The sequence below is a fragment of the Methylocystis echinoides genome (assembly GCF_040687965.1).
In the GTDB taxonomy this organism is placed as follows: domain Bacteria; phylum Pseudomonadota; class Alphaproteobacteria; order Rhizobiales; family Beijerinckiaceae; genus Methylocystis; species Methylocystis echinoides_A.
The window spans coordinates 172,882-197,394 of sequence record NZ_CP156084.1 but is presented as its reverse complement, the minus strand read 5'-3'; the positions used below and the strand labels follow the sequence as shown (position 1 = coordinate 197,394).

Annotated in this window: 28 protein-coding genes; 20 read left to right on the top strand and 8 right to left on the bottom strand. The window is 64.4% G+C overall.

All coding sequences use genetic code 11. The annotated features are described in order from the left end of the window. Positions 1–2: 2 nt before the first annotated feature. Positions 3–383, top strand: coding sequence for a hypothetical protein (locus tag RVU70_RS01000; RefSeq protein WP_363349245.1), 381 nt, complete (start codon positions 3–5; stop codon positions 381–383). Beyond that, positions 383–1,537, top strand: coding sequence for a glutathionylspermidine synthase family protein (locus tag RVU70_RS00995; protein ID WP_363349244.1), 1,155 nt, complete (start codon positions 383–385; stop codon positions 1,535–1,537). The genes RVU70_RS01000 and RVU70_RS00995 overlap by 1 nt, the downstream gene beginning before the upstream one ends. Position 1,538: 1 nt before the next feature. Here RVU70_RS00995 and RVU70_RS00990 read toward each other — a convergent pair whose 3' ends face one another. Next, entirely contained in the window at positions 1,539–2,240 is a 702-nt protein-coding gene (locus RVU70_RS00990; RefSeq protein ID WP_363349243.1) for a hypothetical protein, read from the bottom strand. 126 nt (positions 2,241–2,366) lie between these two features. On the opposite strand from RVU70_RS00990, the gene RVU70_RS00985 reads away from it, so the two are divergent. Then, positions 2,367–2,852 (top strand): YbhB/YbcL family Raf kinase inhibitor-like protein, encoded by a 486-nt coding sequence (locus tag RVU70_RS00985; protein ID WP_363349242.1) that lies wholly within the window; start codon positions 2,367–2,369, stop codon positions 2,850–2,852. Between the two features lie 23 nt (positions 2,853–2,875). Then, the gene (locus RVU70_RS00980) at positions 2,876–3,970 is read left to right on the top strand and encodes a hypothetical protein (protein WP_363349241.1); all 1,095 of its coding nucleotides are present in this window, start codon (positions 2,876–2,878) and stop codon (positions 3,968–3,970) included. A 28-nt stretch (positions 3,971–3,998) separates the two neighbouring features. Here the strand turns inward: RVU70_RS00980 and RVU70_RS00975 are convergent, their stop codons facing one another. Beyond that, positions 3,999–4,349: a DUF3147 family protein gene (locus RVU70_RS00975; RefSeq protein WP_363349240.1), complete on the bottom strand. Its 351-nt coding sequence runs from the start codon at positions 4,347–4,349 to the stop codon at positions 3,999–4,001. Between the two features lie 150 nt (positions 4,350–4,499). Between RVU70_RS00975 and RVU70_RS00970 the strand changes: the two genes are divergently transcribed. Together RVU70_RS00970 and der are read left to right on the top strand one after the other, a co-directional pair. Next, positions 4,500–5,276, top strand: coding sequence for a tetratricopeptide repeat protein (locus RVU70_RS00970; RefSeq protein WP_363349239.1), 777 nt, complete (start codon positions 4,500–4,502; stop codon positions 5,274–5,276). A 320-nt stretch (positions 5,277–5,596) separates the two neighbouring features. Continuing rightward, complete coding sequence (der, locus tag RVU70_RS00965) at positions 5,597–7,000, top strand: ribosome biogenesis GTPase Der (RefSeq protein WP_363349238.1); 1,404 nt, start codon at positions 5,597–5,599, stop codon at positions 6,998–7,000. 105 nt (positions 7,001–7,105) lie between these two features. Here the strand turns inward: der and RVU70_RS00960 are convergent, their stop codons facing one another. The 6 genes from RVU70_RS00960 to RVU70_RS00935 form a co-directional block, all read right to left on the bottom strand. Beyond that, a complete protein-coding gene (locus tag RVU70_RS00960) occupies positions 7,106–7,693 on the bottom strand; it encodes a hypothetical protein (protein WP_363349237.1) in 588 nt (195 codons plus the stop codon). A gap of 73 nt (positions 7,694–7,766) precedes the next feature. After that, the gene (locus tag RVU70_RS00955) at positions 7,767–8,858 is read right to left on the bottom strand and encodes a hypothetical protein (RefSeq protein WP_363349236.1); all 1,092 of its coding nucleotides are present in this window, start codon (positions 8,856–8,858) and stop codon (positions 7,767–7,769) included. A 365-nt stretch (positions 8,859–9,223) separates the two neighbouring features. Continuing rightward, positions 9,224–9,805 (bottom strand): hypothetical protein, encoded by a 582-nt coding sequence (locus RVU70_RS00950; RefSeq protein WP_363349235.1) that lies wholly within the window; start codon positions 9,803–9,805, stop codon positions 9,224–9,226. Positions 9,806–9,881: 76 nt separating this feature from the next. Next, complete coding sequence (locus RVU70_RS00945; protein WP_363349234.1) at positions 9,882–10,466, bottom strand: hypothetical protein; 585 nt, start codon at positions 10,464–10,466, stop codon at positions 9,882–9,884. A gap of 249 nt (positions 10,467–10,715) precedes the next feature. Further along, on the bottom strand, positions 10,716–11,279 hold the full coding sequence (locus RVU70_RS00940; RefSeq protein ID WP_363349233.1) for a hypothetical protein: 564 nt from the start codon (positions 11,277–11,279) through the stop codon (positions 10,716–10,718). 197 nt (positions 11,280–11,476) lie between these two features. Then, positions 11,477–12,070 (bottom strand): poly-gamma-glutamate hydrolase family protein, encoded by a 594-nt coding sequence (locus RVU70_RS00935; RefSeq protein WP_363349232.1) that lies wholly within the window; start codon positions 12,068–12,070, stop codon positions 11,477–11,479. 34 nt (positions 12,071–12,104) lie between these two features. Between RVU70_RS00935 and RVU70_RS00930 the strand changes: the two genes are divergently transcribed. The 14 genes from RVU70_RS00930 (at position 12,105) to nusB (ending at position 24,482) form a co-directional block, all read left to right on the top strand. Then, positions 12,105–13,121 (top strand): methyltransferase, encoded by a 1,017-nt coding sequence (locus RVU70_RS00930; protein ID WP_363349231.1) that lies wholly within the window; start codon positions 12,105–12,107, stop codon positions 13,119–13,121. Positions 13,122–13,274: 153 nt separating this feature from the next. Further along, positions 13,275–13,694, top strand: coding sequence for a rubrerythrin family protein (locus tag RVU70_RS00925; RefSeq protein ID WP_363349230.1), 420 nt, complete (start codon positions 13,275–13,277; stop codon positions 13,692–13,694). Positions 13,695–13,756: 62 nt separating this feature from the next. Further along, a complete protein-coding gene (locus tag RVU70_RS00920; RefSeq protein ID WP_363349229.1) occupies positions 13,757–15,100 on the top strand; it encodes a heterodisulfide reductase-related iron-sulfur binding cluster in 1,344 nt (447 codons plus the stop codon). Positions 15,101–15,357: 257 nt separating this feature from the next. Continuing rightward, complete coding sequence (locus tag RVU70_RS00915) at positions 15,358–15,948, top strand: DUF3501 family protein (protein ID WP_363349228.1); 591 nt, start codon at positions 15,358–15,360, stop codon at positions 15,946–15,948. A gap of 146 nt (positions 15,949–16,094) precedes the next feature. Then, on the top strand, positions 16,095–17,684 hold the full coding sequence (locus RVU70_RS00910) for a peptide chain release factor 3 (protein WP_363349227.1): 1,590 nt from the start codon (positions 16,095–16,097) through the stop codon (positions 17,682–17,684). Between the two features lie 99 nt (positions 17,685–17,783). Further along, positions 17,784–18,236 carry a hypothetical protein gene (locus RVU70_RS00905; RefSeq protein ID WP_363349226.1) on the top strand — a complete coding sequence of 151 codons (453 nt, stop codon included), beginning with the start codon at positions 17,784–17,786 and terminating at the stop codon, positions 18,234–18,236. A 44-nt stretch (positions 18,237–18,280) separates the two neighbouring features. Then, positions 18,281–19,000, top strand: coding sequence for a DJ-1/PfpI family protein (locus RVU70_RS00900; RefSeq protein ID WP_363349225.1), 720 nt, complete (start codon positions 18,281–18,283; stop codon positions 18,998–19,000). A gap of 51 nt (positions 19,001–19,051) precedes the next feature. Next, on the top strand, positions 19,052–19,498 hold the full coding sequence (locus RVU70_RS00895; RefSeq protein ID WP_363349224.1) for a nucleoside deaminase: 447 nt from the start codon (positions 19,052–19,054) through the stop codon (positions 19,496–19,498). Between the two features lie 194 nt (positions 19,499–19,692). Then, on the top strand, positions 19,693–20,967 hold the full coding sequence (gene glyA, locus RVU70_RS00890) for a serine hydroxymethyltransferase (protein ID WP_363349223.1): 1,275 nt from the start codon (positions 19,693–19,695) through the stop codon (positions 20,965–20,967). A 100-nt stretch (positions 20,968–21,067) separates the two neighbouring features. Continuing rightward, positions 21,068–21,547 carry a transcriptional regulator NrdR gene (nrdR, locus tag RVU70_RS00885; RefSeq protein ID WP_363349222.1) on the top strand — a complete coding sequence of 160 codons (480 nt, stop codon included), beginning with the start codon at positions 21,068–21,070 and terminating at the stop codon, positions 21,545–21,547. Next, the gene (gene ribD, locus RVU70_RS00880; protein WP_363349221.1) at positions 21,548–22,672 is read left to right on the top strand and encodes a bifunctional diaminohydroxyphosphoribosylaminopyrimidine deaminase/5-amino-6-(5-phosphoribosylamino)uracil reductase RibD; all 1,125 of its coding nucleotides are present in this window, start codon (positions 21,548–21,550) and stop codon (positions 22,670–22,672) included. Positions 22,673–22,745: 73 nt separating this feature from the next. Further along, positions 22,746–23,351 (top strand): riboflavin synthase, encoded by a 606-nt coding sequence (locus tag RVU70_RS00875; protein WP_363349220.1) that lies wholly within the window; start codon positions 22,746–22,748, stop codon positions 23,349–23,351. A gap of 199 nt (positions 23,352–23,550) precedes the next feature. Next, a complete protein-coding gene (gene ribH / locus RVU70_RS00870; RefSeq protein ID WP_363349219.1) occupies positions 23,551–24,033 on the top strand; it encodes a 6,7-dimethyl-8-ribityllumazine synthase in 483 nt (160 codons plus the stop codon). After that, the gene (gene nusB, locus RVU70_RS00865; protein ID WP_363349218.1) at positions 24,030–24,482 is read left to right on the top strand and encodes a transcription antitermination factor NusB; all 453 of its coding nucleotides are present in this window, start codon (positions 24,030–24,032) and stop codon (positions 24,480–24,482) included. The genes ribH and nusB overlap by 4 nt, the downstream gene beginning before the upstream one ends. Positions 24,483–24,513 lie beyond the last annotated feature (31 nt).

The following is a 24,513-nucleotide window of genomic DNA, read 5'->3' as shown; positions in this document are numbered from 1 at the left end:
CCATGACGGAGAAGAAGCCGAGGGAGCCCGGCAAACGCCCGCCTCGTCCGGTCGTCACTCACAAGCCGGCGGCGCGGGGCGCAAATGCGGGTCTTGGGCAGAAGCGGTCGCTGGCCGTAACGCTCGTCATCATGGGCGCCGTGTCGCTCGGCGCCTATGAGGCGTTCGACTGGATCGACCGCAAGCTCAATTGCGAGCCCGATCCCGCCAATCCCGAAGAGCTCATCTGCAAGCATCGCAGCGGCTCCTCGTATCGCCGCTCCAGCAGCAGTTGGTCGTCGTCGCACGGCTCGTCCTATTCGTCGCACAGTTCCTATTCGACGCATGGCGTGTCCTTTGGCGGCTTCGGCCATTCGGGCTCCGGCTATTCAGGGGGCGGCTGATGCGGCGGGAATCTTCGCCGCCGCGCGCAGACGCCAAGGCGCATTTCGAAAAGATCGGTTTTGCTTATGCGCAGATGGACGGCGCGCCCTACTGGGACGAGAGCGCCCGCTATGTGTTCACGCTGCGCGAGATCGAGGAGGATATCGAGGCGGCGGCAAGCGAGATCGACGCCATGTGCCTCGAGCTGGCGGGCCGCATCATCGCCAGCGAATCGCTGATGAATCGTCTGCGCGTCCCTGAACACGCTCGCGAAGTCATTGCGGAAAGCTGGAATCGCCGCGACCCCTCGCTCTACGGGCGTTTCGATTTCGCCTATGACGGCAAGGGGCCGGCGAAGCTTCTCGAATATAACGCCGACACGCCGACGAGCCTGTTCGAATCCGCGGTGGTGCAGTGGCATTGGGTCGAGCAACTCGTCGCGCGCGGCGATCTTCCCGACGGCGCCGATCAGTTCAATTCGCTGCATGAGCGGCTCGTGGCGCGCTGGGCGGAAGTTCTCGGCAAGCGCTTCGTGCATCTTGCGGCGATGAGCGACAATGTCGAGGATTTCGGCACGGCCGCCTATCTCGCCGATTGCGCCGCGCAGGCCGGCAGCGCCGCCGCGCTGCTCGACATGCAGGACATCGGGCTCAAAGACGCGCAATTCTACGATCGCGACGGCCGCCCGATCGAGACGCTCTTCAAGCTTTATCCCTGGGAATGGATGTTCGCCGACGAATTTTCCCATGCGCCGGCCATGCGCGTCACGCGCTTTCTGGAGCCGCCGTGGAAGGCGGTTCTTTCCAACAAGGGCATGCTGGCGTTGTTGTGGGAGATGGCGCCGGGTCATCCCAATCTGCTCGAATGCTATTTTTCCGACGACCCGCGCGCCGGCGCGCTCGGCAGCTACGCCGAGAAGCCGATCTATTCTCGCGAGGGAGCCAACGTCGTGCTGGTGCAAGAGGGGCGGACCCTCGTAAGCGCTTCCGGCGGCTACGGGGCCGAGGGCCATGTAAGGCAGGCTTTGCATCTGCCGCCGTCCTTCGACGGACGCTATCCGGTCGTCGGCGCCTGGATCGTCGGCGGCGTCCCGGCCGGCATGGGCGTTCGCGACGACGCGACGCCGCTTACGTCAAACCAGTCGCGCTTCGTGCCGCATGTCATCCTGGGATGACTTAGAATTTCGGCGCCGGATGGGTCTTGGGTTCGGGATCGACCCAGTCTTCCGACTCGGTGACAAAGCTGACGCCGCGGCTGTGCAGGAAGTCGATGAGACGCCGCTCGACCTCGTCGCGCAGCGCGAAATCGGGGGTGTAGACGAGGCGCCGCCAAGGCAGGAGCGGCGGCTCCAGCGTGACGGCGAGGATGTAATCTTCGGCCGGCTCGTCGGGCAGGGGCCGTCCGGCATGGGCGATCGCGACCCAAAGCGGTGAAAAGCCCTTCTCGCCGATCCAGAAACCCCACCCGTAATCCTCGCCGACCGGATCTCCGAGCTTCAGACGCTCGCCGTCGCGGGCTCGAAGAAACTCGGTGAAATCCAGCGCGAACTGGCGGCCCGGGTGGCCGTGGATATTCTGCGCGCCGCTCGGATCGCCGACGTAACGGTCGGTCGTCGCCTCGAACAACCGCCCCGCGTTTCGGTCGCGCGACATGATGAGCGCCAGCCGGACATTGGCGGCGGAGATGAGCGCGGCCAGGAGGACAAAGGGGACGAGCAGCGCTTTCTCCGGCGTGAATTCATAGATCGCCAGAGCGGGGTCGAGCGCGGCGGAGATTCCCGTCAACACGCCAAACGGCAGGAGCAGGATCAGCACGGCGAGCGCCGGGCCGGACAACAGGGCGACAACAAGGCTCCAAACCAACCGCGTTCTCGTCATTCAGGCTCTCCCGGCTCCGGCGGCAAAGCAGAAACTAGGCAAATTTGGCGGGAAGGCAAAGGGCCGGCTTTCCAGTCCGGCGCGACCTGCGCGGCGTAGGGTCGCCGCTCCGCAGGAGGCAATGAAATGAAATTGATGAGCGAGGCGTTTATCGACGGCGGGGCCCTACCGCAGCACTTCACCTGCGACGGCGAAGACATGTCGCCGCCGCTGCACTGGAGCAACGCTCCAAAGGCGGTGAAGAGCTTCGTCCTGTTCGTCGACGATCTCGATGCGCCGGACGGCGTCTTTCACCACTGGGCCTGCTACGATATTCCCGCCTATCACACCGCCCTGGTCGAAGGGGCGGGCCGTCCCGAAGGCTTCGAGGACTTTCGGCATGGCGTGAATGACTTCGACGAACTCGGCTATGTCGGCCCCTGTCCGCCGGAGGACGACGGCCTGCATCGCTATCGATTCCGCCTGCTGGCGCTCGACTGCGCCGAACTCGCGATCCGCACGCATCCGAGTTGCGAAGAGGTCGAGACAGAAGCCTCGAAACACGTTCTCGCGCAGGCGCAGATCACGGGGCTCTATCGACGGCGCCTGGATGAAGGCTCTTCGCCAGGGTAAACTCTGGCCTCCGGGAGGAGGCGATGGGCGTCTTCGATTTTCTGCGGCCCCGACGGGAAAAGGCGGTCGAGCCCGCGATCGAGGCGGTGGCCGAGGCGGTTCGCGCCAATCTTGCGGCGCTCGGCCTTCGTGTCGGCGCGCAGTCTTACGGGAGGCGCTTCGTCGAGATCAGGGGGTCGACGTCGGACAGGCTCATCACCACGCCCGACAGCAAGGAGGCGTCCGGCGTCGCCGTGCTCATCGCTGGCGGCTACGAGCCGCCGGCAATTGTGTTCGAGCAGATCAATTCGATCGAGGGGGGGCTCGGCCGGCGGATGGTTGGGGCCGTGCTGGCGGGGGCGCGGACCAGGCCCGGCCTCTTTCCCTGCGTCAAGGTCAATGACCTCTCGCCATTCCAGCGCGACGGGCGGCGCTGGTGGGCGCATGTGGCGGACGCCCATGGGGACTTCGACTGGCGCATCACCCACGACCCCGACGAGTCCCACTGGCCCGCGCCGTCGGAGGCTGTCTCCGACACGCCGGATTTTCTGCGCAAGCGTGAGAAGCTTCGCGCCTTGGCTGTCGAATTCGGCCACGACCCCGCCGTCGTGACGCTCAGCCCCGAGCGCAAGGTCTTTCCCTATTTGGGCCAGAGTTTCGCTTCGGAGGGAGAGGCGACGCCCGATGGGCGCGTGACGATCTACTACGACCCCGACATGAGCGACGCGCGGCTCGGCTGTTGTCTCGCCCATGAGCTTCAGCATCTGCGCTATTTCGTGGTCCGCGACGCCTGGCGCGCGGAACCCCCGGACGGCCCGCTGCATCGCCGCTTCGCGCCCTTCACGCCCGAGCTTCTCGCCGCGCAACGCGGCGTCTCCAATTACGCCAATGAACATTGGGACGCCTGGGCGGGGCCCAGCCTACCCCGGCTGTTCTCGGACGAACTCGCGGAGGGCGGCAGCGAACCGATCAACGAAACGATCGCCGAGGTGGCCAAGGCGCTTTACAATTGGGGGCCGGAGGCGCGGATCAATGTCGTCTGGCGGTCGTTGCGCGAGGCCATAGATCAGGAATGCCAGCGCGTCATGTGCGCCCCTCGAACCGCGCCCGGCCAGAAGCGCGGGCCGCCTCGACCGTAAAGGGAGGGAAGAGCGGCGAGCCTCTTCCTCAAATTCCAACGCCGAAGCGCCGCAGGAGCGGCAGCATCATCAGATAGGCGCCCGCCGTCGCCGCCATGGACAGCCCCAGGCTCGTCCAGAACCCGAATCCGTAGCGGACGAGCAGGGGCAGGGTCGGGAACAGCACCAGCGACGGGATGATCAGCCAGAAAATCTGCGCCGAGAGCTCGGCGATCCTGCTTGGCTCGGCGCCATCGATCCTGAGCCAGACGAAGGCGAGCAGGGAGGTGAGCGGCAGCGAGGCGACGAAGGCCGCGACGGCGGTGGAGCGCTTGGCGATTTCCGAGACGGCGACGATGACGAGGGCGGAGAGGAGGACTTTGACGACGTAATAGAGCATGGCGGGCGGGACTGTAGCTTTTCAGCGGCGGGTCGGGCAATGGCGCTTCCTCTCGCGTCATGCTCGCCTTTCCGGCCCGCCTGTGCTAACCCCGACGCTCCCCGCCGGGGCAAGAACAACGGGTCAGGAAACGCAAGGGTCGCGCGAGAGATGTCGGACATTTTCCATGAGGTCGACGAGGACGTCCGCCGGGACAAGGCCGCCGAACTGTGGCGGCGCTATCAGACGCCGATTTTCGTCGTCGCCTTTCTCATCGTCGCCGCGACCGGCGCCTGGAGCTATTATCAGGACAAGCGCCTGAAGGCCGCGGAGGCTGCGAACGCCCGCTATGTGGCCGCCGTGCAGCTCGCCGAAGAGGGCAAGAACGCCGAGGCGGCGGCCGCCTTCGACGCGCTCGCCAAGGACGCTCCCAAGGGCTATGCCGCGCTCGCCCGCATCCGCGCCGCCGAGGCGCGGCCGGATAAGACGCAAGCTTTCGCCGAACTCAACGCCATCGGCGAAGACCCCAACGTCGACAAGCTGACCCAGCACATCGCGCTGCTGCGCGCCGCCTTGATCGTGCTCGAAGGCGACGACCGGCAGAAGCTGGAGCGCGCGCTGGGGCCGCTGATGATCTCGGACGGCCCGTTCCGCTTCTCCGCGCAGGAATGGAACGGCCTCGACGCGCTCTTCAACGACGATTTCGACGAGGCCGAACGGGTCTTCGAGCAGGTGCTCGCCAACGCGGACGCGCCCCAATCCATGCGCCAGCGCGCCTCGGCCTATAAGGGGCTTCTGCACGCCAAGCGCGGCCCCAAGCCCGCTCCGGCCGCGGCCGGCGGCGGGGTCGACGGCGGCAAGATCAACGTCACCCCGGTGATCGAGCCCGAGTCGGGCGGGGCCATGCCCGCCGGCAGCGCCCCGCTCGAGGCTTCGCCTGCGAAGTGAGAGGCGGGGCTCCTTCGAGACGCGAGCTTCGCTCGCTCCTCAGGATGAGGCTTCGAGACGCGAGCTTCGCTCGCTCCTCAGGATGAGGCTTCGAGACGCGAGCTTCGCTCGCTCCTCAGGATGAGGCTTCGACGCGAGCTTTGCTCGCTGCTCAGGATGAGGCCTCAGGCAGGATGCGGCGATAGACAGCCCCTCATGCTGAGGAGCCGCCGAAGGCGGCGTCTCGAAGCACGAGGGGCGGTGCTCCGCACTGGTCGTTGACATGGGACCCTCTCCTGCCCGGAGAGGGTTTCGCGTTATAAAGGTTCAAGGGTTCGCCCATGTCTTTCTCGCTCGCCATCATCGGCCGGCCCAACGTCGGCAAGTCGACGCTGTTCAACCGGCTGACCGGCAAGAAGCTGGCGCTGGTCGACGACAGGCCGGGCGTGACCCGCGACCGCCGCGAGGGCGAGGCGAAGCTCGCGGATTTGCGCTTTACGATCATCGATACGGCGGGGCTCGAGGAGGGGGCGCGCGCGACGCTCGAGGGGCGCATGCGCGCCCAGACCGAGAGCGCCATTCTCGCAGCCGACGCCATTCTCTTCGTCATCGACGCGCGCGCCGGGGTGACGCCGGAGGACAAATATTTCGCCGACCTCGTGCGCCGCGCGGGGAAGCCGGTGATTCTCCTCGCCAACAAGGCGGAAGGGAAGGCGGGGGAATCCGGCGTGCTGGAGAGCTTCTCGCTCGGCCTCGGCGATCCCGTGCCCTTTTCCGCCGAACATGGCGAAGGCGCCGGCGCGCTCTATGACGCGCTCCGCGAGGCGCTTCCCGAACAGACCGCAGAGCCCGCCGAGGAAGACGAGACCCAGGAGGAGAACCTCTACGACGACGAAGAGGACGGCAGCGACCTCGACGTCACCAAGCCCTTGCGCATCACGGTGGTGGGGCGGCCCAACGCCGGCAAATCCACCCTCATCAACCGCATTCTCGGGGAGGAGCGGCTGCTCACGGGGCCGGAAGCGGGCATCACGCGAGACTCGATCGGCGTCGACTTCCTCTGGCGCGACCGCAAGATGAAGCTCTTCGACACGGCGGGCCTGCGCAAGCGCGCCAAGGTCGTCGACAAGCTCGAAAAACTCTCCGCCGCCGATGCGCTGCGCGCGGTGCGCTTTTCGGAAGTGGTCGTGCTGCTCATCGACTCGACCATCCCTTTCGAAAAGCAGGATCTGACCATCGCCGATCTCGCCGCCCGCGAGGGACGCGCCTTTGTCATCGGGCTCGGCAAATGGGACTTGGTGGAAGACAAGGGCGCGACGCTTACGAAGCTGCGCGAGGACGCGGAGCGCCTGCTGCCGCAGGTGCGCGGCTGTCCGGTCGTGCCGGTCTCGGGCGCGACGGGGCAGGGGCTCGACAGGCTCATGGAGGCGATCGTCTCCGTCCATGAAGTGTGGAACCGGCGCATCGCCACCGCGCGGCTGAACCGCTGGCTGTTGCAGGCCGTCGAAGAGACGCCGCCGCCGGCCGTCTCGGGCCGGCGCATCAAGATCCGCTACATGACTCAGGCGAAATCGCGCCCGCCGCATTTCGTGCTGTTCGGCAACCAGCTCGAGGAATTGCCGACGAGTTACGAGCGCTTCCTCATCAACGGCCTGCGCAAGACCTTCGATCTCCCGGGCGTGCCGATCCGCATTTCGCGGCGCGCCGGTGAAAATCCCTATGCCGGGAAAAAGCGGAAGGGGTGAAAATCCGTCGATAACCGCCCTCGCTCTGAGAGCCGCCTCAGCGGCTCCGCGACGAGGGGGCTGCGGCGAACGGCATCCCGGCCTGATGAGGCGCTCCAGAAGAGCTCATTGCTTCTCGAGCCGGATTCTGTAGGCCGGGACGTAGGCCGGAAGGGCGCGCGGATCGGACGGGTACCGCGTGGAAAGGTTCGTTGGGTCCAAGGTCGCGATCAAAACAGAGCCGTTGGCCGCTACTGTAAGATTGTATATTGGCCGCGGTCCCGGATACTCTTGCTCCGTCTGATTGCCATTTTGATCAAACCACCTAGCATTAATTCCGCTCTTGAAAGGAAGGGAGAGTGTGCCCCTGCAGGCGTCCTCGTCCCACGTCAAGGAATACGTTGGATAGTCGATGTAATAACCATAGTCGCCGAAAGCGGACGTCGGGACGCCGGGCTGTGGCGGCGTGCGCACGACTATACGGAAATTCCCTCCTCCGCCTTTTGCGTAGTTCGTCGGATCTTTCATGGGGATGAACCCTTTCCAGGTTTCAGACTGGTTCCCAAGCAGCGCGCCCCCTGGGGCGTAAACCGGCCCTGCGCCGCCGCCGACAAACGAGCCGTTCGGCCTGGCGCAGCGAGCCACGGCCGGGGAAACCAGCGAGACTGCGAAGACAGTGGCGATGCAGATAGGCATAGCGTTGTAGTTAGGCATCTCTCGCTCCCGAGCGTAAGCCGTTCCCGGCTCTGTTTACGCAAATGTATTGGAGGTTGTCCCTGGACCTGCTCTATTGCTTCTCGAGCCGTATGCTGTAGGCCGGGACGTAGGCTGGAAAGGCGTCGTCACGGGGCAGGAATCGTTCGGCGAGGTTCGTTGGGTCCAAGGTCGCGATCAAAACAGAGCCGCCGGCTGCGGCCGTCAGGTTGTATCTGATCTTCGGCAAATGGAGCGGCGTGTCGCTTAACGAAGAACCGCCTGTTTTGTCGCCTTTTTGGTCGACCCACGTGGGGGTTATGTATACGTCATTCGTCAAGCGAAATGAGAGCGCGCCCCTGCAGGCGTCCTCGTCCCAGCTCACAGAGCCATCTGGATACTGCATGCTCAAGTGATAATATCCAAAAACGGATGTTGGGACGCCGGGCTGGGGCGGCGTCCGAACGTCTATGTCAACGCTCGACGCCAGCTTCCCTTGCCCTTTTGGGCCAGCCGCCGGCTCCGTTTTCGCGATGAAGGCGTCCCAGGTTTCAGTCTGGGTTCCGAGCGCCGCGCCCCCTTTCGAATAAACCGGACCTGCGCCGCCGCCGACAAACCGGCCGGTCGGCTTGGCGCATCGGGCCAAGGCCGGGGAATTCAGCAAGAGAGCGACGATCGTGGCGGTATGAATCGTTAGAAGGTTGTATTTTCTCATCTCTCGCTCCCCGGGGCGCAAGCTCGTTTCCGGCTGTCTATGCAGGCGTTTTCCTTCGTCGCCACTTTGATCAACCCACGTGACAAGGGGATTGAAATTCAGGGTGAGAAGGCCTTTGCAATTGTCTTCATCCCAGACGATGGGAAAGCCGCCGGCTGCTGCGGCCGTCCCTTCCGGTAGAATCGCCAAATCCTTGGCCGCATAGAATCCGAAAGCGGAGGTCTGGTCGCCGGGCTGGGGCGGGCTCTGAACTTCGAGCGTCAAACGCCCCGCCACTTTCTTTGTTGGTAGCTGCAAATACCAACTCTCGACCTGGCCTCCGACCGGCGCGCTCCCTGCTAATGTGACAGGCCCCGCGCCGCCGCCGACATAGACGCCAGTCGGCTGCGCGCATTTCGCCAGGGCCGGAGAGGCCAATAGGAGTGCGACGGCGGCAGCGACGCTGACGGGCGCTATTTTGTTTTGTGACATCTCTCTCGCTCTCCGATCCCAGCCGGTCAGGCGGCCGTTTACAGACAAGCTCAAGATGTCTCATTTTGGCGCAATTGCCAATGTTGCGCTCAGGTTGCGCGAAAGAGCTCGGGTTGAGTCGCGCGCGACGAAGCGTCGTAAAGGGTCATCCTGCAAAGGCGGCGAGAGAGATAGAAGAAGCGTCTTTCGGTCGCAAGCATCGAGCAAAGCGCGAGGCCGCCTTATCGCGCCTTCGCGCCGCGCGGCGCGCACGACATCAGCGAAGGCATGATGTCGTGCTTCGTCACTACGGCCGTCTTTGCGGCTCCTGGACGAGGCGCCTGCAGGCAACGCATCATCGCGGCCTGACGAGTCGTCGTTACAGCTTATTGCTTCTCGAGTCGGATGCTGTAGGCCGGGACGTAGGCCGAAAAGGCGTACGGATCGGGCCGGAACCCCTCGGCAAGGATGGTTGGGTCCAAGGTCGCGATCAAAACAGAGCCGCCGGCCGCAGCCATATAGTTATATTTTCTGTCCGCCCTGACGTAAGTCTGCGTCGTCGCATTGCCTTTTTGATCGATCCAGGTGGCTTGGAAGGGTTCAACGTCAAAAGAGAGAGTGCCCGTGCATTCGTCCTCATTCCAAGTCAAACGAAATTTTCTAGTCGCGTTATTACGTTCGTAATAGCCGAATGCGGACGTTTGGACGCCGGGCTGGGGCGGCGTCTGAACGAGTATTATACCGGAGCCCACCGCACTCTTTGGACCGCGCTGCGGCTCGTTATAGAGACGTATTCTCCAGGTTTCAGCCTGGCTTCCGAGCGGCGCGCCCCCTTTCGCATAAACCGGCCCTGCACCGCCGCCGACAAACACGCCGATCGGCTGGGCGCATCCGGCCAGGGCCGGGGACGCCAGCGAGAGTGCGACAAGAGTGATGATATTGACGAGAAGAACTTCGTATTTGGGCATGTCAAACTCCCCGAGCATAAGCTCGCTTTCCCTGCTATTTGCGAATGTTCATTTCGATGACGTCGCGAGAGAAGCTTTATTGCTTTTGGAGCCGGATGTTGTAGCCGGGGACGAAGGCGGGAAAGGCCAAGGCGGTGGGTTGGAATTGACTGGCGAGGCTGGACGGATCCAAGGCCAACACCAAAGTAGAGCCGTTATCTGCGATCGTGATATTGTATACTTTGTCCGCTCCCCCTAAATACGATTGCGTCTTCTTGTTCCCGCTCTGATCAACCCAGGTGACAACGGGGTTGAAATTTATGGTCAGAGTGCCCGCGCAGAGGTCAGCGTCCCAAGTGATGGGATAGGCGCCGACGGACCCGACTGGCAGGATCACCAAATCGTTGACGGAATAGAATCCGAACGCGGATGTCGGGACCCCCGGCTGGGGCGGCGTCTGCACTTGGAGCCTCATCCGCCCTACGACTGTTTTTGTTGGGAGCTGCAAATACCACGACTCGACCTGGCCTCCGGCCGGCACGCTCCCCGGTAAAGTAACCTGTCCCCCGCCGCCGCCGACATAGACGCCAGTCGGCTGCGGGCAATTCGCCAAGGCCGGGGAAGCCAGCAGGAGCGCGAAGGCAGTCGTAACGCTGAAGTGTAGGAACTTATTTTTTGACATCTCACGCTCTCCGATCCCGGCCGAGTTGAGCGACGGCTTACAGACAAGCTCAAGATGCGCGATTCTCACGTTCGCGCCAATGCTGCGCTCAGGTTGCAGCGTCGAGCGGAAGCTCGCGAACGGGATAGGCGCGAGAGGCGTATTTGCTGCGCAGGTTCAACACGCGTTTAGGCGCGCGGGCGCTACTGTGGCCCCCCGTCTCCGCGCGTAATCAAGCAGCGCCCCACGCATGGGACGCCGCTGCGTCATTTACTCCTGCTCGAGCCGGATGCTGTAGCCCGGAATGTAGGGGGGAGGCGACGCAAGGCCGGCTGGGAACTGAGCGGCGACGCTATCCGGGTCCATCGTCAGTATCACGACGTCGCCGCGATTCGAGCTCCTGTAATTGTATTTTTGAGGTTGGCGCACATACGTCTGGAACGTTTTTGTTTTATTCTCGCCGTACCACGTGATGTTGACGTTTGCGTCGACCCAAATCGAACCCTTACAGCCCGCCGGATCCCAGGTTATTTTGGCCCCGATCTGGGGCCTGTCAGTAAAGGAATAGGTTCCGAAAAGTGACGTAGCTACGCCGGGCTGAGGAGGCGTCCGAACGTCTACTGACAATGTGCCGTCGACCGTCCTGGTGGGGAAAGTCAGATCCCAGTTTTCTACCTGATTACCCAGCAATGCGCCTGCCTTAGAAAACGCTGGACCCGCGCCCCCTCCGAAATATCTCCCGCTCGGTTGCGTGCATTTGGCCGAGGCAGGCGCAGCCAGCAAGAGTGCGGCCACAGTGGCGACGCTGACGGGCAGGAACTTGTTTTTTGACATCTCTCGCTCTCCGATCCAGGCCGAGTTAAGCGACCGTTTACAGACAAGCTCAAGATGGCTCGTTTCGGCGCCGCTGCCAATGCTACGCTCAGGTTGTTGGCGTGACGCTCAGGTTGCGCCGTTGCAACAAGCGGCGAGAGCGACGAAGACGCCGAGTTCGGTCGCGAGCGTCGAGCACAGCACGCAGGCGCCGTGTCTCATCCGCCCTGACGCAGCGCCCCGCGCACGGCGTCGGCGAAAGCATGGCGGCTGGCTTCGTCATGCGAAAAGCTTATGCGCAGCGCGCGTGGGATTTCGAGTTGCACGCCCGCGCCACAGCGCCCCCTGTTGCAGATATTTCGGGGGTCGCGTCCGGCGAGCGGATGCCCTTCGCCAACCGGCTTGGCGCGAAACCCGCTGTCCAGAAGCGCGGCGCATATCGAGTCGCGCAACGCCTCGTGCAATCCGCCGACCCAGACAGACGCCCCGTCGTCGCCATTCTTGCGGCCATGCACGCCGATCACGACTTCTGACGCGGCCACGAGTTGCAACGCTTGCGGCTCGTCGAAGCGCGTGGAAGTAATGTGCAGGCCGTCGCCCTTGGCGCGCAGCGTCAGACTTTCGAAGCAATAGAACGAAAAGCATTCGTGGGCGATTGCGAGCGCCGCCTCCGACGTGCCCGGCTCGATGAAGCCGCCGTGCGGCGCGACAATGGCGAGGGGCGAGGCGCGTTGCGCGACTCGAATTCGATAATGCGCGCCCTCGATCTCTCGCGCCGCCAGAGCGGCGAAGCTGTCATATCGATCCGCCATAGAACGAAACTAGCTGCATAGGGAGGCGTATTCCATGACCTTGAAGCCCTCGCCCGAAAAACTCCTCTCGCTGGGCATGTCCTTCTGGAACGCCAAGGCGTTGCTCACGGCGGTGGAGCTCGGCGCGTTCGACGCGCTTTGCGAAGCGCCCGCAGACTGTGAGACGTTGAGAGAAAGGCTGGGCCTGCATCCCCGTTCCGCGCGCGATTTCTTCGACGCGCTGGTGGCGCTGAAGCTTCTCGAGCGCGAGGAGGGGGTCTATCGCAACACCGCCGAATCCGACTTTTTTCTCGTTCGCGGCAAGCCGAGCTATGTCGGCGGCCTGCTGGAGATGGCTAACGCCCGCCTCTATGAGAGCTGGGGCCATCTCTCCGAAGCCCTGAAGACCGGCAAGCGTCAGAGCGAGAACAAGGAGGAGGGCGATCTCTTCGCGGCGCTCTACGCCGATCCGGCGCGGCTGCGGGGCTTTCTCGCGGCGATGAGCGGCGTCAGCGCCGGCGCCGCCAACGCTATCGCCGACAAGTTTCCCTGGAGCCGCTATAAGAGCTTCGTCGATATCGGCGCGGCGCAGGGCATGGTCCCGGCCACAATCGCCCGCGCGCATCCGCATCTGACGGGCGGCGGCTTCGACCTGCCGCAGGTGAAGCCCATCTTCGAGGAATTCGTCGCCGCCCATCGCCTCGCCGACCGGCTGCGCTTTTACGCCGGCGACTTCTTCGCTGATCCCCTGCCGGCCGCGGATGTGCTCATCATGGGCCATATCCTGCACGACTGGGACCTGGCCCAGAAACGCACGCTGCTCAAAAAGGCCTATGACGCTTTGCCCTCGGGCGGCGCGCTGATCGTCTATGAGGCGCTCATCGACGACGATCGCCGCGATAACGCTTTCGGCTTGCTGATGAGCCTCAATATGCTGATCGAGACGGCCGGCGGCTTCGACTACACCGGCGCCGACTGCCAGGGCTGGATGAAGGAAGCAGGCTTCGCGGAGACGCGGGTCGAGCATCTGGTCGGCCCCGACGCCATGGTGGTCGGAATCAAGCGGGGGTGAGGCTTAGGCCCCGCCGCAGCCCGCGCTGGGCGAAAAGCGGCGGGCAAATGTCTAAAATCAGTTGGCCGTCGGCCAGTTTTGAATTATTCTAAGGAAGCGTCGCCGGAGCTCCTGGCGGGTTCCGCGCGCGCCCAATTCTCCTTGGAGGCAATAATGGCATCGCTCAAGGGCAGCAAGACCGAAGAGAACCTGAAGGCCGCTTTCGCCGGCGAGTCGCAGGCAAACCGCCGCTATCTGTATTTCGCTCAGAAGGCCGACGTCGAAGGCTACAATGACGTGGCCGCCGTGTTCCGTTCCACCGCCGAAGGCGAGACCGGCCACGCCCATGGCCACCTCGAATTCCTGGAGGGGGTCGGCGATCCGGCGACGGGCCTGCCGATCGGCAAGACGTCCGACAATCTGAAGGCCGCCGTCGCCGGCGAGACCCATGAATATACCGACATGTATCCCGGCATGGCCCGCTCGGCGCGCGAAGAGGGCTTCGACGAGATCGCCGACTGGTTCGAGACGCTGGCCAAGGCCGAGCGTTCGCACGCCGGCCGCTTCCAGCGCGCGCTCGACGAGCTGAAGTAAGCGCTTTAGATCCCTCTCCCCGCACGCGGGGAGAGGGCGACTCGGGTTTTGACAGGACGATCATGAGAGAAGGCAGTCTCGAAGCGCCCACCCGGCATCCGCTGGACTGGGAAAATCCCGATTTCTATGACGAGGAGAAGCTCGACGCCGAGATGCGGCGCGTCTTCGATATTTGTCACGGCTGCCGCCGCTGCTTCAATCTCTGCGATTCCTTTCCGCGGCTCTTCGATCTCGTCGACGAATCGAAGAGCGGCGAACTCGACACGGTCGCGAGCGCCGATTTCAAGAAGGTTGTGGACGCCTGCACGCTCTGCGACATGTGCTTCCTCACCAAGTGCCCTTACGTGCCGCCGCACGAGTTCAATCTCGACTTCCCGCACCTGATTTTGCGCTATCGCGCAGTGGAAGCGAAGAAGAACGGCGTTGGCGCGATCGATCATGCGTTGACCGAGACGGACCGCAACGGCAAATGGGCGACCCTGATTTCCGGCGCCGTCAATTGGGCGACGCGACGCGGCAGTCCGTTGCGTGGGCTCGAAGAGAAATTCGCCGGCATCGACAAGGACGCCGAACTGCCGGAATACGCCAACCAGTCGCTGCAGGCGAAAGCCAAGGCCAATCCGCCGGCGCGCAACGAGAAGGCGCCCGCGCGGGCGCGCAAGGCGGCGCTCTACGCCACCTGTTACGGCGATTACAACGACACATCGATCGGCATGGCGGCGCTCGCCGTGCTCGCAAGGAACGGCGTCGAGACCGAGGTGGTGCATCCGCACTGCTGCGGCATGCCCAAGCTCGAACAGGGGCTGCTCGGCGAAGTCGCCGAAGCCGCGCGTAAAGTTGCGGCCGCTTTCGCACCCTACATCGAGCAGGGCTACGATATTGTGGCTCCTGTCCCGTCCTGCGCGCTGATGCTGAAATTCGAATGGCCGCTGATTCTGCCCAATGACGCCAGCGTGAAACGGCTCGCCGAGGCGACCTTCGATCTTTCCGAATATATCGTCGACATCGCGCGCAAGGAGGGGCTCGTCGACGGCATGGCGCCGATCGAGGGCGGCGTCGCCTTCCATATGTCCTGCCATTCTCGCGCGCAGAATTTCGGCCAGAAGGGCGCTGAGCTGCTCAATCTCATCCCGCAGGCGGATGTCGCCGTCGTCGAGCGCTGCTCCGGACATGGCGGCGCCTGGGGTTATAAGAAGGGCAATTTCGAAACGGCGATGAAGGTCGGCAAGCCGGCGATGCGCCAGCTCAATACGGCGGGCAAGAAACATGTGGTCTCGGAATGCCCGCTCGCCGGCATCCATCTGGAGCAGGGAATCGAACAGCTTGCCGGCGACGCGCCGAAGCCGGAGCGGGTTGGTCACCCAATCGTGCTGATGGCGCGGGCTTACGGGGTGACGAGCGAATAGAAGCGCGCGGCTCGCTTTTCCTCATCCTGAGGAGGCCGCTTGCGGCCGTCTCGAAGGACGCAGGAAAAAGCCGCTAATACTGAGAGGCGGCCTCGACCTTCGAGACGCGAGCTTCGCTCGCTCCTCAGGATGAGGCCCAAGTGGATGCGACAACGAGCAAGCCCCTCATGCTGAGGAGCCGCCAAAGGCGGCGTCTCGAAGCACGAGGGGCGCCCTTGGTTTGACAGCGTAGTTCGAGGTTACGGAGCACCAACGAGATGACGAACCGTCACGAACTCACCCGCGCCGACATTCTTCCCTGGGCGGAATACGCCAAGGGGCGCGCCGAGCATCGCCGGCGCATCACCGCGATCAAGCGAAACCGACGCGTCGAGGTCGGTCCCTTCGTGACCTTCTATTTCGAAAGCTTCGACACGATGTGGCTGCAGGTGCAGGAGATGCTGCACATCGAGCGCGGCGGCGACGCGCAGATCCCTGAAGAGCTCGCCGCCTATAATCCGCTGATCCCCAAGGGGCGCGAGCTGGTCGCCACCTTCATGATCGAGATCGACGATCCCTTGCGGCGCGCGCGCGTGCTCGCGGGGCTCGGCGGCGTCGAGGAGACCGCCTTTATCGAGGTCGGCGGCGCGCGGGTCGGCGCCAAAGCCGAAACCGATCAGGACCGCACCAGCGCCGACGGCAAGGCGAGCTCGGTGCAATTCGTGCACTTTCCTTTCACCGACGCCGAGGTCGCGGCCTTCCGCGAACCGAATACGCGGGTGATTCTGGGCCTCTCGCATCCCAATTACAGCCATATGGCGGTGTTGTCGGAAGCGACGCGGGCGGCGCTGGCGCAAGATTTCGCGTAAACCTTCACTGTTCCTCCCTTCGCGCCGAACGCGAAGACGGCCCCGCGAAGCGGGCCGACGAGGGGGGTTGAATCCGTCTCGGGATTGCGAAGGGACGCGCTTGCCTTTAAGGCGTGCGCCAGACCAATTGGCCAAACGAGCTTTCCTTGACGACTCCCGATACCCGAGACCCAGTCTCACGGCGACGCACCTTCGCGATCATCTCGCACCCCGACGCCGGCAAAACGACGCTCACCGAAAAGCTGCTGCTTTTCGGCGGCGCGATCCAACTCGCCGGCGCGGTGAAGGCCAAGCGCAATGCGCAGCAGACGCGCTCGGACTGGATGAGCATCGAGCGCGAGCGCGGCATTTCCGTCGTCACCTCCGTGATGACCTTCGAATATGGCGGCTGCGTTTTCAATCTGCTCGATACGCCCGGCCACGAGGACTTTTCGGAAGACACCTATCGGACCCTTTCCGCCGTCGACGCCGCCGTCATGGTGATCGACGCCGCCAAGGGCATCGAGGCGCGCACCCGCAAGCTCTTCGAAGTCTGCCGCCTGCGCGACATTCCCATCGTCACCTTCGTCAACAAGCTCGACCGCGAAGGCCGCGATCCCTTCGAGCTTCTCGACGAGATCGAAAAGACGCTGGCGCTCGACACGACGCCCGTCACCTGGCCGATCGGCTCCGGCAAGAATTTCGCCGGCACCTATCGTTTCGCGACGAAGACCATTCGCAAAATCGACAAGGACGACGAGCTCACGCAGACGCGCGGCCTCGACGATCCGATCTTGGACACGCTGTTGCCGCAAGGCGCCGCCGACGCCTGGCGGGACGAAGCGATGCTGGCGGCGGAAGGCTCGAAACCCTTCGATCTTTCAGCGTTCCGAGAGGGCCATCTCACGCCCGTCTTCTTCGGCAGCGCGCTGCGGAACTTCGGCGTGCGCGACCTGATCGACGCGATGGCCGAATATGCGCCGAGCCCGCGCGCGCAGGCGGCCGACAAGCGCGCCGTCGAAGCCGGCGAGCCGAAGATGACCGGCTTCGTCTTCAAGATTCAGGCGAATATGGATCCCAACCATCGAGACCGCATCGCCTTCATGCGCGTTTGCTCGGGCAAGCTCACGCGCGGGATGAAGGCGAAGCTCATTCGCACGGGCAAGAATATCCCATTGAACGCGCCGCAGTTCTTCTTCGCGCGCGACCGCTCCATCGCCGACGAGGCCTATGCCGGCGATGTGGTCGGCCTGCCCAATCACGGGCAGCTGCGCATTGGCGATACGCTGACGGAGGGCGAGGATCTCGTGTTTCGCGGCGTGCCGAGCTTCGCCCCTGAAATTCTCCGCCGCATTCTCATCTCGGACGCGATGAAGGCCAAGAAGCTGCGCGAAGCCTTGCAGCAGCTTGCGGAAGAGGGGGTCGTGCAGGTTTTCACGCCGCATGACGGCTCCGGCTCGATCGTCGGCGTCGTGGGCGCGCTGCAGCTCGACGTGCTCGCGACGCGTCTCGACGCCGAATACGGCCTCACGACGCGGTATGAGCAGCCGCGCTTCACCGTCTGCCGCTGGGTGACGTCGGACGATCCCGTCAAGCTCAAAAGCTTCCTCGACTCGCATGGTTCGAGCATCGCCGACGATCTCGACGGCGCGCCGGTGTTCATGTCGCCGTCGGCCTTTCAGCTCAATTATGACGCCGAGCGAAACCCGGACATCAAATTCTCGGACGTGAAGGACTATCAGAAAAAGGCGGCTTGACAGGCGCAAAGCTCCGCCGCCTGGCTTGCCGGGAGGACTGGAGCGGGTTTTCGGCGCAAAGCGACATATCTTATTTCCTCTGGCTTCAGAGGGTCGTCGATGTTTGCAGGGAGCGCCACAGCCGCCTTTTTTGTCTTTGCATTGGCGCTGAGCCCAGCCGTGGTGCAGTCCGGCATGGCCAGGCAGTTAGCCAAGTCTTTACGTCTGGAAATCGCCGAGTCACGGAAATTGGAGTGCGTCTTCGGGAAGGAGGGCGCGCCTTCCAAAGTCACCATCAAGCTCGCCTCCAAGAACTCAGGCGACGACGGGTCCGTCTACAACGGGCGCATATGGCTCGACAAAAAGCTCATGTTCGGGGACTCGATCAAATTTCTGTATTCCAAAACGGAAGACGGCAAAGCGACGCTCGGCGCCGGCGTTCTCACGCAAAAGCGCACGCTCTTCTACACGGAGCTTTTCATCAATTATGACCCCGACAGCGGCGAGGCCACTTTCGAAGCGGCCACGAACAAAGTGTCGACCAAACTGCAGGGACGTTGCACATTGAACTAATTTGCAGCCAAGATCGCGGACGAGCTTTCATTGAAAGGGCGGTCATGCTGCAGATTGCAATGCTGATCTATCCGGATATGTTCGACGTCGACCTCATCGGGCCGCAGACTTTTCTGCAGCGTCTCGGCGACGCGGACGTTTTTTATGTTTGGAAAGACCGCGGACCGATCGTCAGCGATCTGGGCGTGACCTACGCCGCCACACACGACTTCGCTTCCTGTCCCGCAAATCTCGACGTTCTCTTCGTTCCTGGCGGCCTCAAGGGCGCGATGCCGCTCCTGCGCGACGGCGCCGTGCTGGACTTTCTCGCCGATCGCGGCGCGCGCGCGAAATATGTCGCAAGCGTCTGCACGGGGTCGCTGCTGCTCGGCGCCGCAGGGCTGCTCACGGGCTACAAGGCGACGAGCTATTGGATGGTGCGCGACCTGCTGCCGCTGTTCGGCGCCGAGCTCGTGCCCGAGCGCGTCGTCATCGACCGCAACCGCGTGACGGGCGGCGGCGCGACCGCGGGGCTCGATTTCGGCCTGACGCTCGCGAGTTTGCTGCGCGGCGAAGATCACGCCAAGATGCTGCAGCTTCTCGTCGAATACGACCCCCAGCCGCCCTATGACGCCGGCGCGCCGGAACGGGCGCCGGCGGGGATGGCCGAGCGGATCAGAGACAAGCGGGCAGGCGAGATGGCGGCCGCGCGGGAAGCGGCGCTTTCCGCGGCGAAGCGGCTGGAGGGCGGGCGAGGGCGCCTGCGGTCCTCGAACGGCGCTTGATCGCTCCGCCAGCGATGCGAGAATGCCGCATTGGTTCTCGGGGAAAAGACGATGCTTGCTTCTGACGCAGAATTCATGGCCGAGGCCTATCGGCTCGCCGAAAAGAGTTTCTCGGAGGGCGGGCTTCCGATCGGGTCGGTGCTCGTGCGCGACGGAAAGATCATCGGCGGCGGACATAACCAGCGCATACAGCGCGGCAGTCCCATCCTCCACGGGGAGATGGACTGCATCGAAAACGCCGGTCGGCAAAGCACCTATCGGGACACGACCATCTATACGACCCTCTCGCCTTGCATGATGTGCTCGGGAACGATCGTGCAATTCAAGATCCCGCGCGTCGTCGTCGGCGAGAACGTGAATTTCGGCGGAAACGAGGACTTTCTGCGGTCGCAGGGCGTCGAGGTCGTCGTTCTGAACGATCCGAAATGCGCGGCGCTCATGCGTCGTTACATCGAGCTCCACCCCAGCGAATGGGGCGAGGACATCGCCGAGACATAAATCAAGCCTTGTGCAGAGGGGGTTTCGCCCGGCCTGTGACGGTAATACGCATCGGGCCGCTCTTCCCGTTCCGCCCGCGTCGTGATAAGCGGAGCGCCTCAACTCGCGCGGCATGGAGAGCCGGTTTGTCCCGCGATATCCGGGCAGCCGACATTTTCGCTTATCTTTCGCGCACTTAGGCTAGAGGAAATTCCATGAGCCAGTCCGGTTTCTTCACCAACTCCGTCGCGCAGACCGACCCGGAGCTCGCCAAGGCGATCGAGCTCGAACTGGGCCGTCAGCGTCACGAGATCGAGCTGATCGCGTCGGAGAACATCGTTTCCAAGGCGGTGATGGAGGCGCAGGGCTCGGTTCTCACCAACAAATACGCCGAGGGCTATCCGGGCAAGCGCTATTACGGCGGCTGCCAGTATGTCGATATCGCTGAGAATCTCGCGATCGACCGCGCCAAGAAGCTCTTCAACTGCGGCTTCGCCAACGTGCAGCCGAACTCCGGCTCGCAGGCGAACCAGGCCGTGTTCCTCGCGCTGCTGCAGCCGGGCGACTCCTTCATGGGCCTCGACCTCGCGGCGGGCGGCCACCTCACGCACGGCTCGCCGGTGAACCTCTCGGGCCGCTGGTTCAAGCCGATCAGCTACACCGTCCGCAAGGACGACCAGCGCATCGACATGGAGCAGGTCGCCGCGCTCGCCCGCGAGCATAAGCCGAAGCTCATCATCGCCGGCGGCTCCGGCTATTCGCGCATCTGGGACTTCGAGGCGTTTCGCAAGATCGCCGACGAGATCGGCGCCTTCTTCATGGTCGACATGGCCCATTTCGCCGGCCTCGTCGCCGCGGGTCTGCATCCCTCGCCGTTCCCGCACGCCCATGTCGTCACCACCACGACGCACAAGACGCTGCGCGGCCCGCGCGGCGGCATGGTGCTGACGAATGACGAGGACATCGCCAAGAAGATCAACTCGGCCGTGTTCCCGGGCCTGCAGGGCGGCCCGCTCATGCATGTCATCGCCGCCAAGGCCGTCGCTTTCGGCGAAGCGCTCACGCCCGAGTTCAAGGCCTATCAGCAGCGCGTGAAGGACAATGCGCAGACCCTGGCGCAGACGCTCGTCGACGCCGGCCTTGCCATCGTCTCCGGCGGCACCGAGAACCATCTCATGCTCGTCGACCTGCGCCCCAAGAAGATCACCGGCAAGGCGGCCGAGGCCGCGCTCGGCCGCGCCCATATCACCTGCAACAAGAACGGCATCCCCTTCGATCCGGAGAAGCCCTTCGTCACCTCCGGCATCCGTCTCGGCACGCCGGCGGCGACCTCGCGCGGCTTCGGCAAGGAAGAGTTCAAGCAGGTCGGCGCCCTGATCGTCGAGGTGCTGGACGGCCTGTCGTCGAAGGGCGAAGAGGGCAATGCGGGCACGGAAGCGGCGGTCAAGGACAAGGTCCATGCGCTGACCGGGAAGTTCCCGATTTACTGAGACCAGTCCCTCTCCCCGCTCGCGGGGAGAGGGATCCCATTTTCTCGAGAACCCTCACCCCATCCGTCTCCCCCAGCGGGAGAGGGTCAGGCTCCCCTCCATGCGCTGTCCCTATTGCGGCTCCTTCGACACGCAGGTGAAGGATTCGCGGCCTGCCGAGGATTCGTCCTGCATCAGGCGGCGCCGGGTTTGTCCGACGTGCGGCGGCCGCTTCACGACCTTCGAGCGCGTGCAGCTGCGCGAGATCATCGTTGTCAAGAAGTCCGGCAGGCGCGCGCCCTTCGACCGCGACAAGCTCACCCGCTCGGTCGAGATCGCGTTGCGCAAGCGCCCCGTGGAGCCAGAACGCGTCGAGCAGATGATCTCGGGCGTGGTTCGTCAGCTCGAGAGCCTGGGCGAAGCCGAAATCGAGAGCCATCGCATCGGCGAATTGGTGATCGAGGGCTTGCGTTCCCTCGACGCCGTGGCCTATGTCCGCTTCGCCTCCGTCTATCGCGACTTCCGGGAGGCGCGCGACTTCAACGCCATCATCGACGAACTGGAAAGCGGCGGCGACATCGCCGGCGACGCCGACGACTAGATGAGCCTTCACACCAAGATCCTCACTCCCGCGACCGACGACGCCTACATGGCGGCGGCGCTGGCGCTCGGTCGGCGCAATATGGGCCGCACGGCGCCCAATCCCGCCGTCGGCGCGCTCGTGGTGCGCGACGGCGTGATCGTGGCCCGCGGCTATACGGCGGAGGGCGGGCGCCCTCATGCCGAGGCGATTGCTCTCGCCGCCGCCGGAGAAGCCGCGCGCGGCGCGACGCTTTATGTCACGCTCGAGCCCTGTTCGCACCACGGCGCCACGCCGCCCTGCGTCGACGCGATCATCGCCGCAGGCGTCGCGCGCGTCGTCACCGCCATGGAAGACCCCGATCCGCGCGTCGCCGGCAGAGGCCACGCCCTCTTGCGTGAGGCGGGCGTCGAGGTCGTCGTCGGGCCGGAAGCGGCGATGGCGCGCTGCGACCATCTGGGCCATTTGCTGCGCGTGACCAAGCATCGGCCGATGGTGACGCTGAAGCTCGCCCAGACGGCCGACGGCTATGCGGCGGGCGCCGTGCATGATCCGCGCCTGCGCATCACCGGGCCGATCGCCGACGCCTTCACCCATGTGCAGCGCTTGCTGCACGACGCCATCATGGTGGGCTCCGGAACCGCGCGGGAGGACGATCCGCTGATGACCGTCCGCCTGCCCGGCCTCGACGGCGCCAGGAAGCTTCGCGTTGTGGTCGACCGCAAGCTCACCCTCTCGCCGGGCTCGCGCCTTGCCGCGACCGCGCGCGAGACGCCGCTGCTCGTCATCGTCGGCGAGGATGTTTCCGAAGAGCAGGCGCGCGCCTTCGCGGCGGCCACCGGCGCGGAGATCGCGCGCGCGCCGGCGCAGGACGACAAGCTCGATCTGCTCGCCGCGCTGCGGCTCCTCGCCGACCGCGGCGTCACGCGCGTTTTCAGCGAAGGCGGGCCGCGCGTCGCGGAAAGCCTCCTGACCATGGGGCTGGCCGACGAGGTGATCCTGCACAAGGGCTATAAGCCCTTAGGGCGCGAAGGCCGCCCGGCGCTGACCCCCGCCGCGCGATCCGCGCTGGAGAGGCGCTACCGGATGATCGAGAGCCGCATGCTGGGGATGGACCAGATGACGCGCTATACGCGGATGGATTGAGGCGACGGCCGACGCGCCCCTCGCTCCAACCCTCTTCTCGCAAGCGGGAGAGGGCGTTGATGCGGAGAGAAGCATGTTTACCGGCATTGTGAGCGACATAGGCGAGGTTGTTTCCGTCGCGCCGCGGGGCGATCTGAAGCGGCTGCGCATCGCCTGTTCCTATCAGGCCGAGACCATTGCGCTCGGCGCGTCCATCGCCTGCTCGGGGACCTGCCTGACCGTCGTCGCGGTCGCGCGCGAGGGCGAGCGTACGGTTTTCGACGTCGACGCCGCCGCCGAGACGCTGGCCAGGACGACCGTCGGGACCTGGACGCAGGGGACCCGCGTCAATCTCGAGCGCGCCTTGAAGATCGGCGACGAACTGGGCGGCCATATTGTCACCGGCCACGTCGATGGACTGGCGCGCATCGACTCGCGCGACGATTTCGACGGGATGGCGCGTTTTTGGATCGAGGCGCCCCGCCAGCTCTCGCGCTTCGTCGCGCAAAAGGGATCGGTGGCGCTCGACGGCGTGTCGCTCACGGTCAACGACATCGACGGCGACCGCTTTTCGATCCTGCTCATTCCGCATACGCTCGCGGTGACGACTTTTGGCGGGCGCGCCGCGGGAGACGCCCTCAACATCGAAGTCGATATGATGGCGCGCTATGCGGCGAGGTTGAGCGGACGCGACGGCTGACAAGGCGGCGCTCCTGTGACATAACACGCGCGCACGAAATCTAAAGAGAAACGGCCCCCACCCCAACCCTCCCCCGCTGCGCGGGAGAGGGAGCTAGGTTGCCGCTTGTACGCAGCGAGAAGCTCACGCCGCTCGTGAGCGACCCTTCTCCCGCGCAACGGGAGAGGGCTGGGAAATGGGTCTTCGGAGTTTCAAACGCATGGCAGGTTTTTCACCCGACGACAGCGACGCGACGCCGGTTCCGGGCGCACGGATTCTCGTCGTCGCGGCAAGGTTCAACGCCGATATCGTCGGCCTTTTGCGGGCGGGCGCGCTTGCGGCGATCGAGCGGCTCGGCGCGACCGCGACCGTGATCGAGGTTCCGGGCGCGCTGGAGATCGCCGCCGCCGCCGCGATCGCGCTGGATGCAGCGGAAGAAGACGGGATGCCGTATGAGGGGCTCGTCGCGCTTGGCTGCGTCATCCGCGGCGAGACATATCACTTCGAAATCGTCTCCAACGAAAGCTCCCGCGCGCTCACCGATCTTTCGGTCGCGCGCCGACTGCCTGTCGGCAACGGAATTCTGACCGTGGAAAACGAAGGCCAGGCGGTCGTCCGCGCCGATCCGGAAAAGGGCGACAAGGGCGCGGACGCCGCTCTCGCGGCGCTTGCGCTCATCCGTCTGAAACGGAGCCTCGCATGAGCCTCGACCAGCGCTCCGCCGCGCGCCTCGCTATCGTGCAGGCGCTGTATCAGATGGAGGTTGCCGGCAAGGGCCTCAACGAAATCTTCGCGGAATTCGAGTCGCATTGGATCGGCCGCGAGATCGAGGGCGTGCAATACAAGCCCGCCGAAATCACGTTTTTCCGCGACGTCTTGCAGGGCGTGCTCACCGATCAGGTGGCGATCGACCGGCAGATCGACCGCGTGCTCTCCGGCGGCTGGCCGCTCGCGCGCATCGAGGCGGTCATGCGCGCGGCCCTGCGCGCCGGCGCCTATGAGCTGCGCGCGCGCAAGGATGTGCCGCCCCGCGTGGTGATCAAGGAATATGTCGACGTCACGGCCGCCTTTTTCGGACCGACCGAGTCCGGCATGGTCAATGCGGTGCTGGACAAGATCGCGCGCGAGGAGCGGCCGGGAGAGATGGGCTAGACCATCCCGGCTCCAGAAACCCTCTCCCCGC

Bases quoted from the DNA above. Each gene is read 5' to 3' on its own strand.
- RVU70_RS00960 (WP_363349237.1), bottom strand. From the start codon at position 7,693: ATGCCTAACTACAACGCTATGCCTATCTGCATCGCCACTGTCTTCGCA.
- ribD (WP_363349221.1), top strand. From the start codon at position 21,548: ATGAGCCTTCACACCAAGATCCTCACTCCCGCGACCGACGACGCCTAC.
- RVU70_RS00950 (WP_363349235.1), bottom strand. From the start codon at position 9,805: ATGCCCAAATACGAAGTTCTTCTCGTCAATATCATCACTCTTGTCGCA.
- RVU70_RS00915 (WP_363349228.1), top strand. From the start codon at position 15,358: ATGACGAACCGTCACGAACTCACCCGCGCCGACATTCTTCCCTGGGCG.
- RVU70_RS00900 (WP_363349225.1), top strand. From the start codon at position 18,281: ATGCTGCAGATTGCAATGCTGATCTATCCGGATATGTTCGACGTCGAC.
- RVU70_RS00990 (WP_363349243.1), bottom strand. From the start codon at position 2,240: ATGACGAGAACGCGGTTGGTTTGGAGCCTTGTTGTCGCCCTGTTGTCC.
- RVU70_RS00975 (WP_363349240.1), bottom strand. From the start codon at position 4,349: ATGCTCTATTACGTCGTCAAAGTCCTCCTCTCCGCCCTCGTCATCGTC.
- nusB (WP_363349218.1), top strand. From the start codon at position 24,030: ATGAGCCTCGACCAGCGCTCCGCCGCGCGCCTCGCTATCGTGCAGGCG.
- RVU70_RS00940 (WP_363349233.1), bottom strand. From the start codon at position 11,279: ATGTCAAAAAACAAGTTCCTGCCCGTCAGCGTCGCCACTGTGGCCGCA.
- der (WP_363349238.1), top strand. From the start codon at position 5,597: ATGTCTTTCTCGCTCGCCATCATCGGCCGGCCCAACGTCGGCAAGTCG.
- RVU70_RS00920 (WP_363349229.1), top strand. From the start codon at position 13,757: ATGAGAGAAGGCAGTCTCGAAGCGCCCACCCGGCATCCGCTGGACTGG.
- RVU70_RS00945 (WP_363349234.1), bottom strand. From the start codon at position 10,466: ATGTCAAAAAATAAGTTCCTACACTTCAGCGTTACGACTGCCTTCGCG.
- nrdR (WP_363349222.1), top strand. From the start codon at position 21,068: ATGCGCTGTCCCTATTGCGGCTCCTTCGACACGCAGGTGAAGGATTCG.
- RVU70_RS00995 (WP_363349244.1), top strand. From the start codon at position 383: ATGCGGCGGGAATCTTCGCCGCCGCGCGCAGACGCCAAGGCGCATTTC.
- RVU70_RS00935 (WP_363349232.1), bottom strand. From the start codon at position 12,070: ATGGCGGATCGATATGACAGCTTCGCCGCTCTGGCGGCGCGAGAGATC.
- RVU70_RS00895 (WP_363349224.1), top strand. From the start codon at position 19,052: ATGCTTGCTTCTGACGCAGAATTCATGGCCGAGGCCTATCGGCTCGCC.
- RVU70_RS00970 (WP_363349239.1), top strand. From the start codon at position 4,500: ATGTCGGACATTTTCCATGAGGTCGACGAGGACGTCCGCCGGGACAAG.
- ribH (WP_363349219.1), top strand. From the start codon at position 23,551: ATGGCAGGTTTTTCACCCGACGACAGCGACGCGACGCCGGTTCCGGGC.
- RVU70_RS01000 (WP_363349245.1), top strand. From the start codon at position 3: ATGACGGAGAAGAAGCCGAGGGAGCCCGGCAAACGCCCGCCTCGTCCG.
- glyA (WP_363349223.1), top strand. From the start codon at position 19,693: ATGAGCCAGTCCGGTTTCTTCACCAACTCCGTCGCGCAGACCGACCCG.
- RVU70_RS00905 (WP_363349226.1), top strand. From the start codon at position 17,784: ATGTTTGCAGGGAGCGCCACAGCCGCCTTTTTTGTCTTTGCATTGGCG.
- RVU70_RS00985 (WP_363349242.1), top strand. From the start codon at position 2,367: ATGAAATTGATGAGCGAGGCGTTTATCGACGGCGGGGCCCTACCGCAG.
- RVU70_RS00875 (WP_363349220.1), top strand. From the start codon at position 22,746: ATGTTTACCGGCATTGTGAGCGACATAGGCGAGGTTGTTTCCGTCGCG.
- RVU70_RS00955 (WP_363349236.1), bottom strand. From the start codon at position 8,858: ATGTCACAAAACAAAATAGCGCCCGTCAGCGTCGCTGCCGCCGTCGCA.
- RVU70_RS00925 (WP_363349230.1), top strand. From the start codon at position 13,275: ATGGCATCGCTCAAGGGCAGCAAGACCGAAGAGAACCTGAAGGCCGCT.
- RVU70_RS00930 (WP_363349231.1), top strand. From the start codon at position 12,105: ATGACCTTGAAGCCCTCGCCCGAAAAACTCCTCTCGCTGGGCATGTCC.
- RVU70_RS00980 (WP_363349241.1), top strand. From the start codon at position 2,876: ATGGGCGTCTTCGATTTTCTGCGGCCCCGACGGGAAAAGGCGGTCGAG.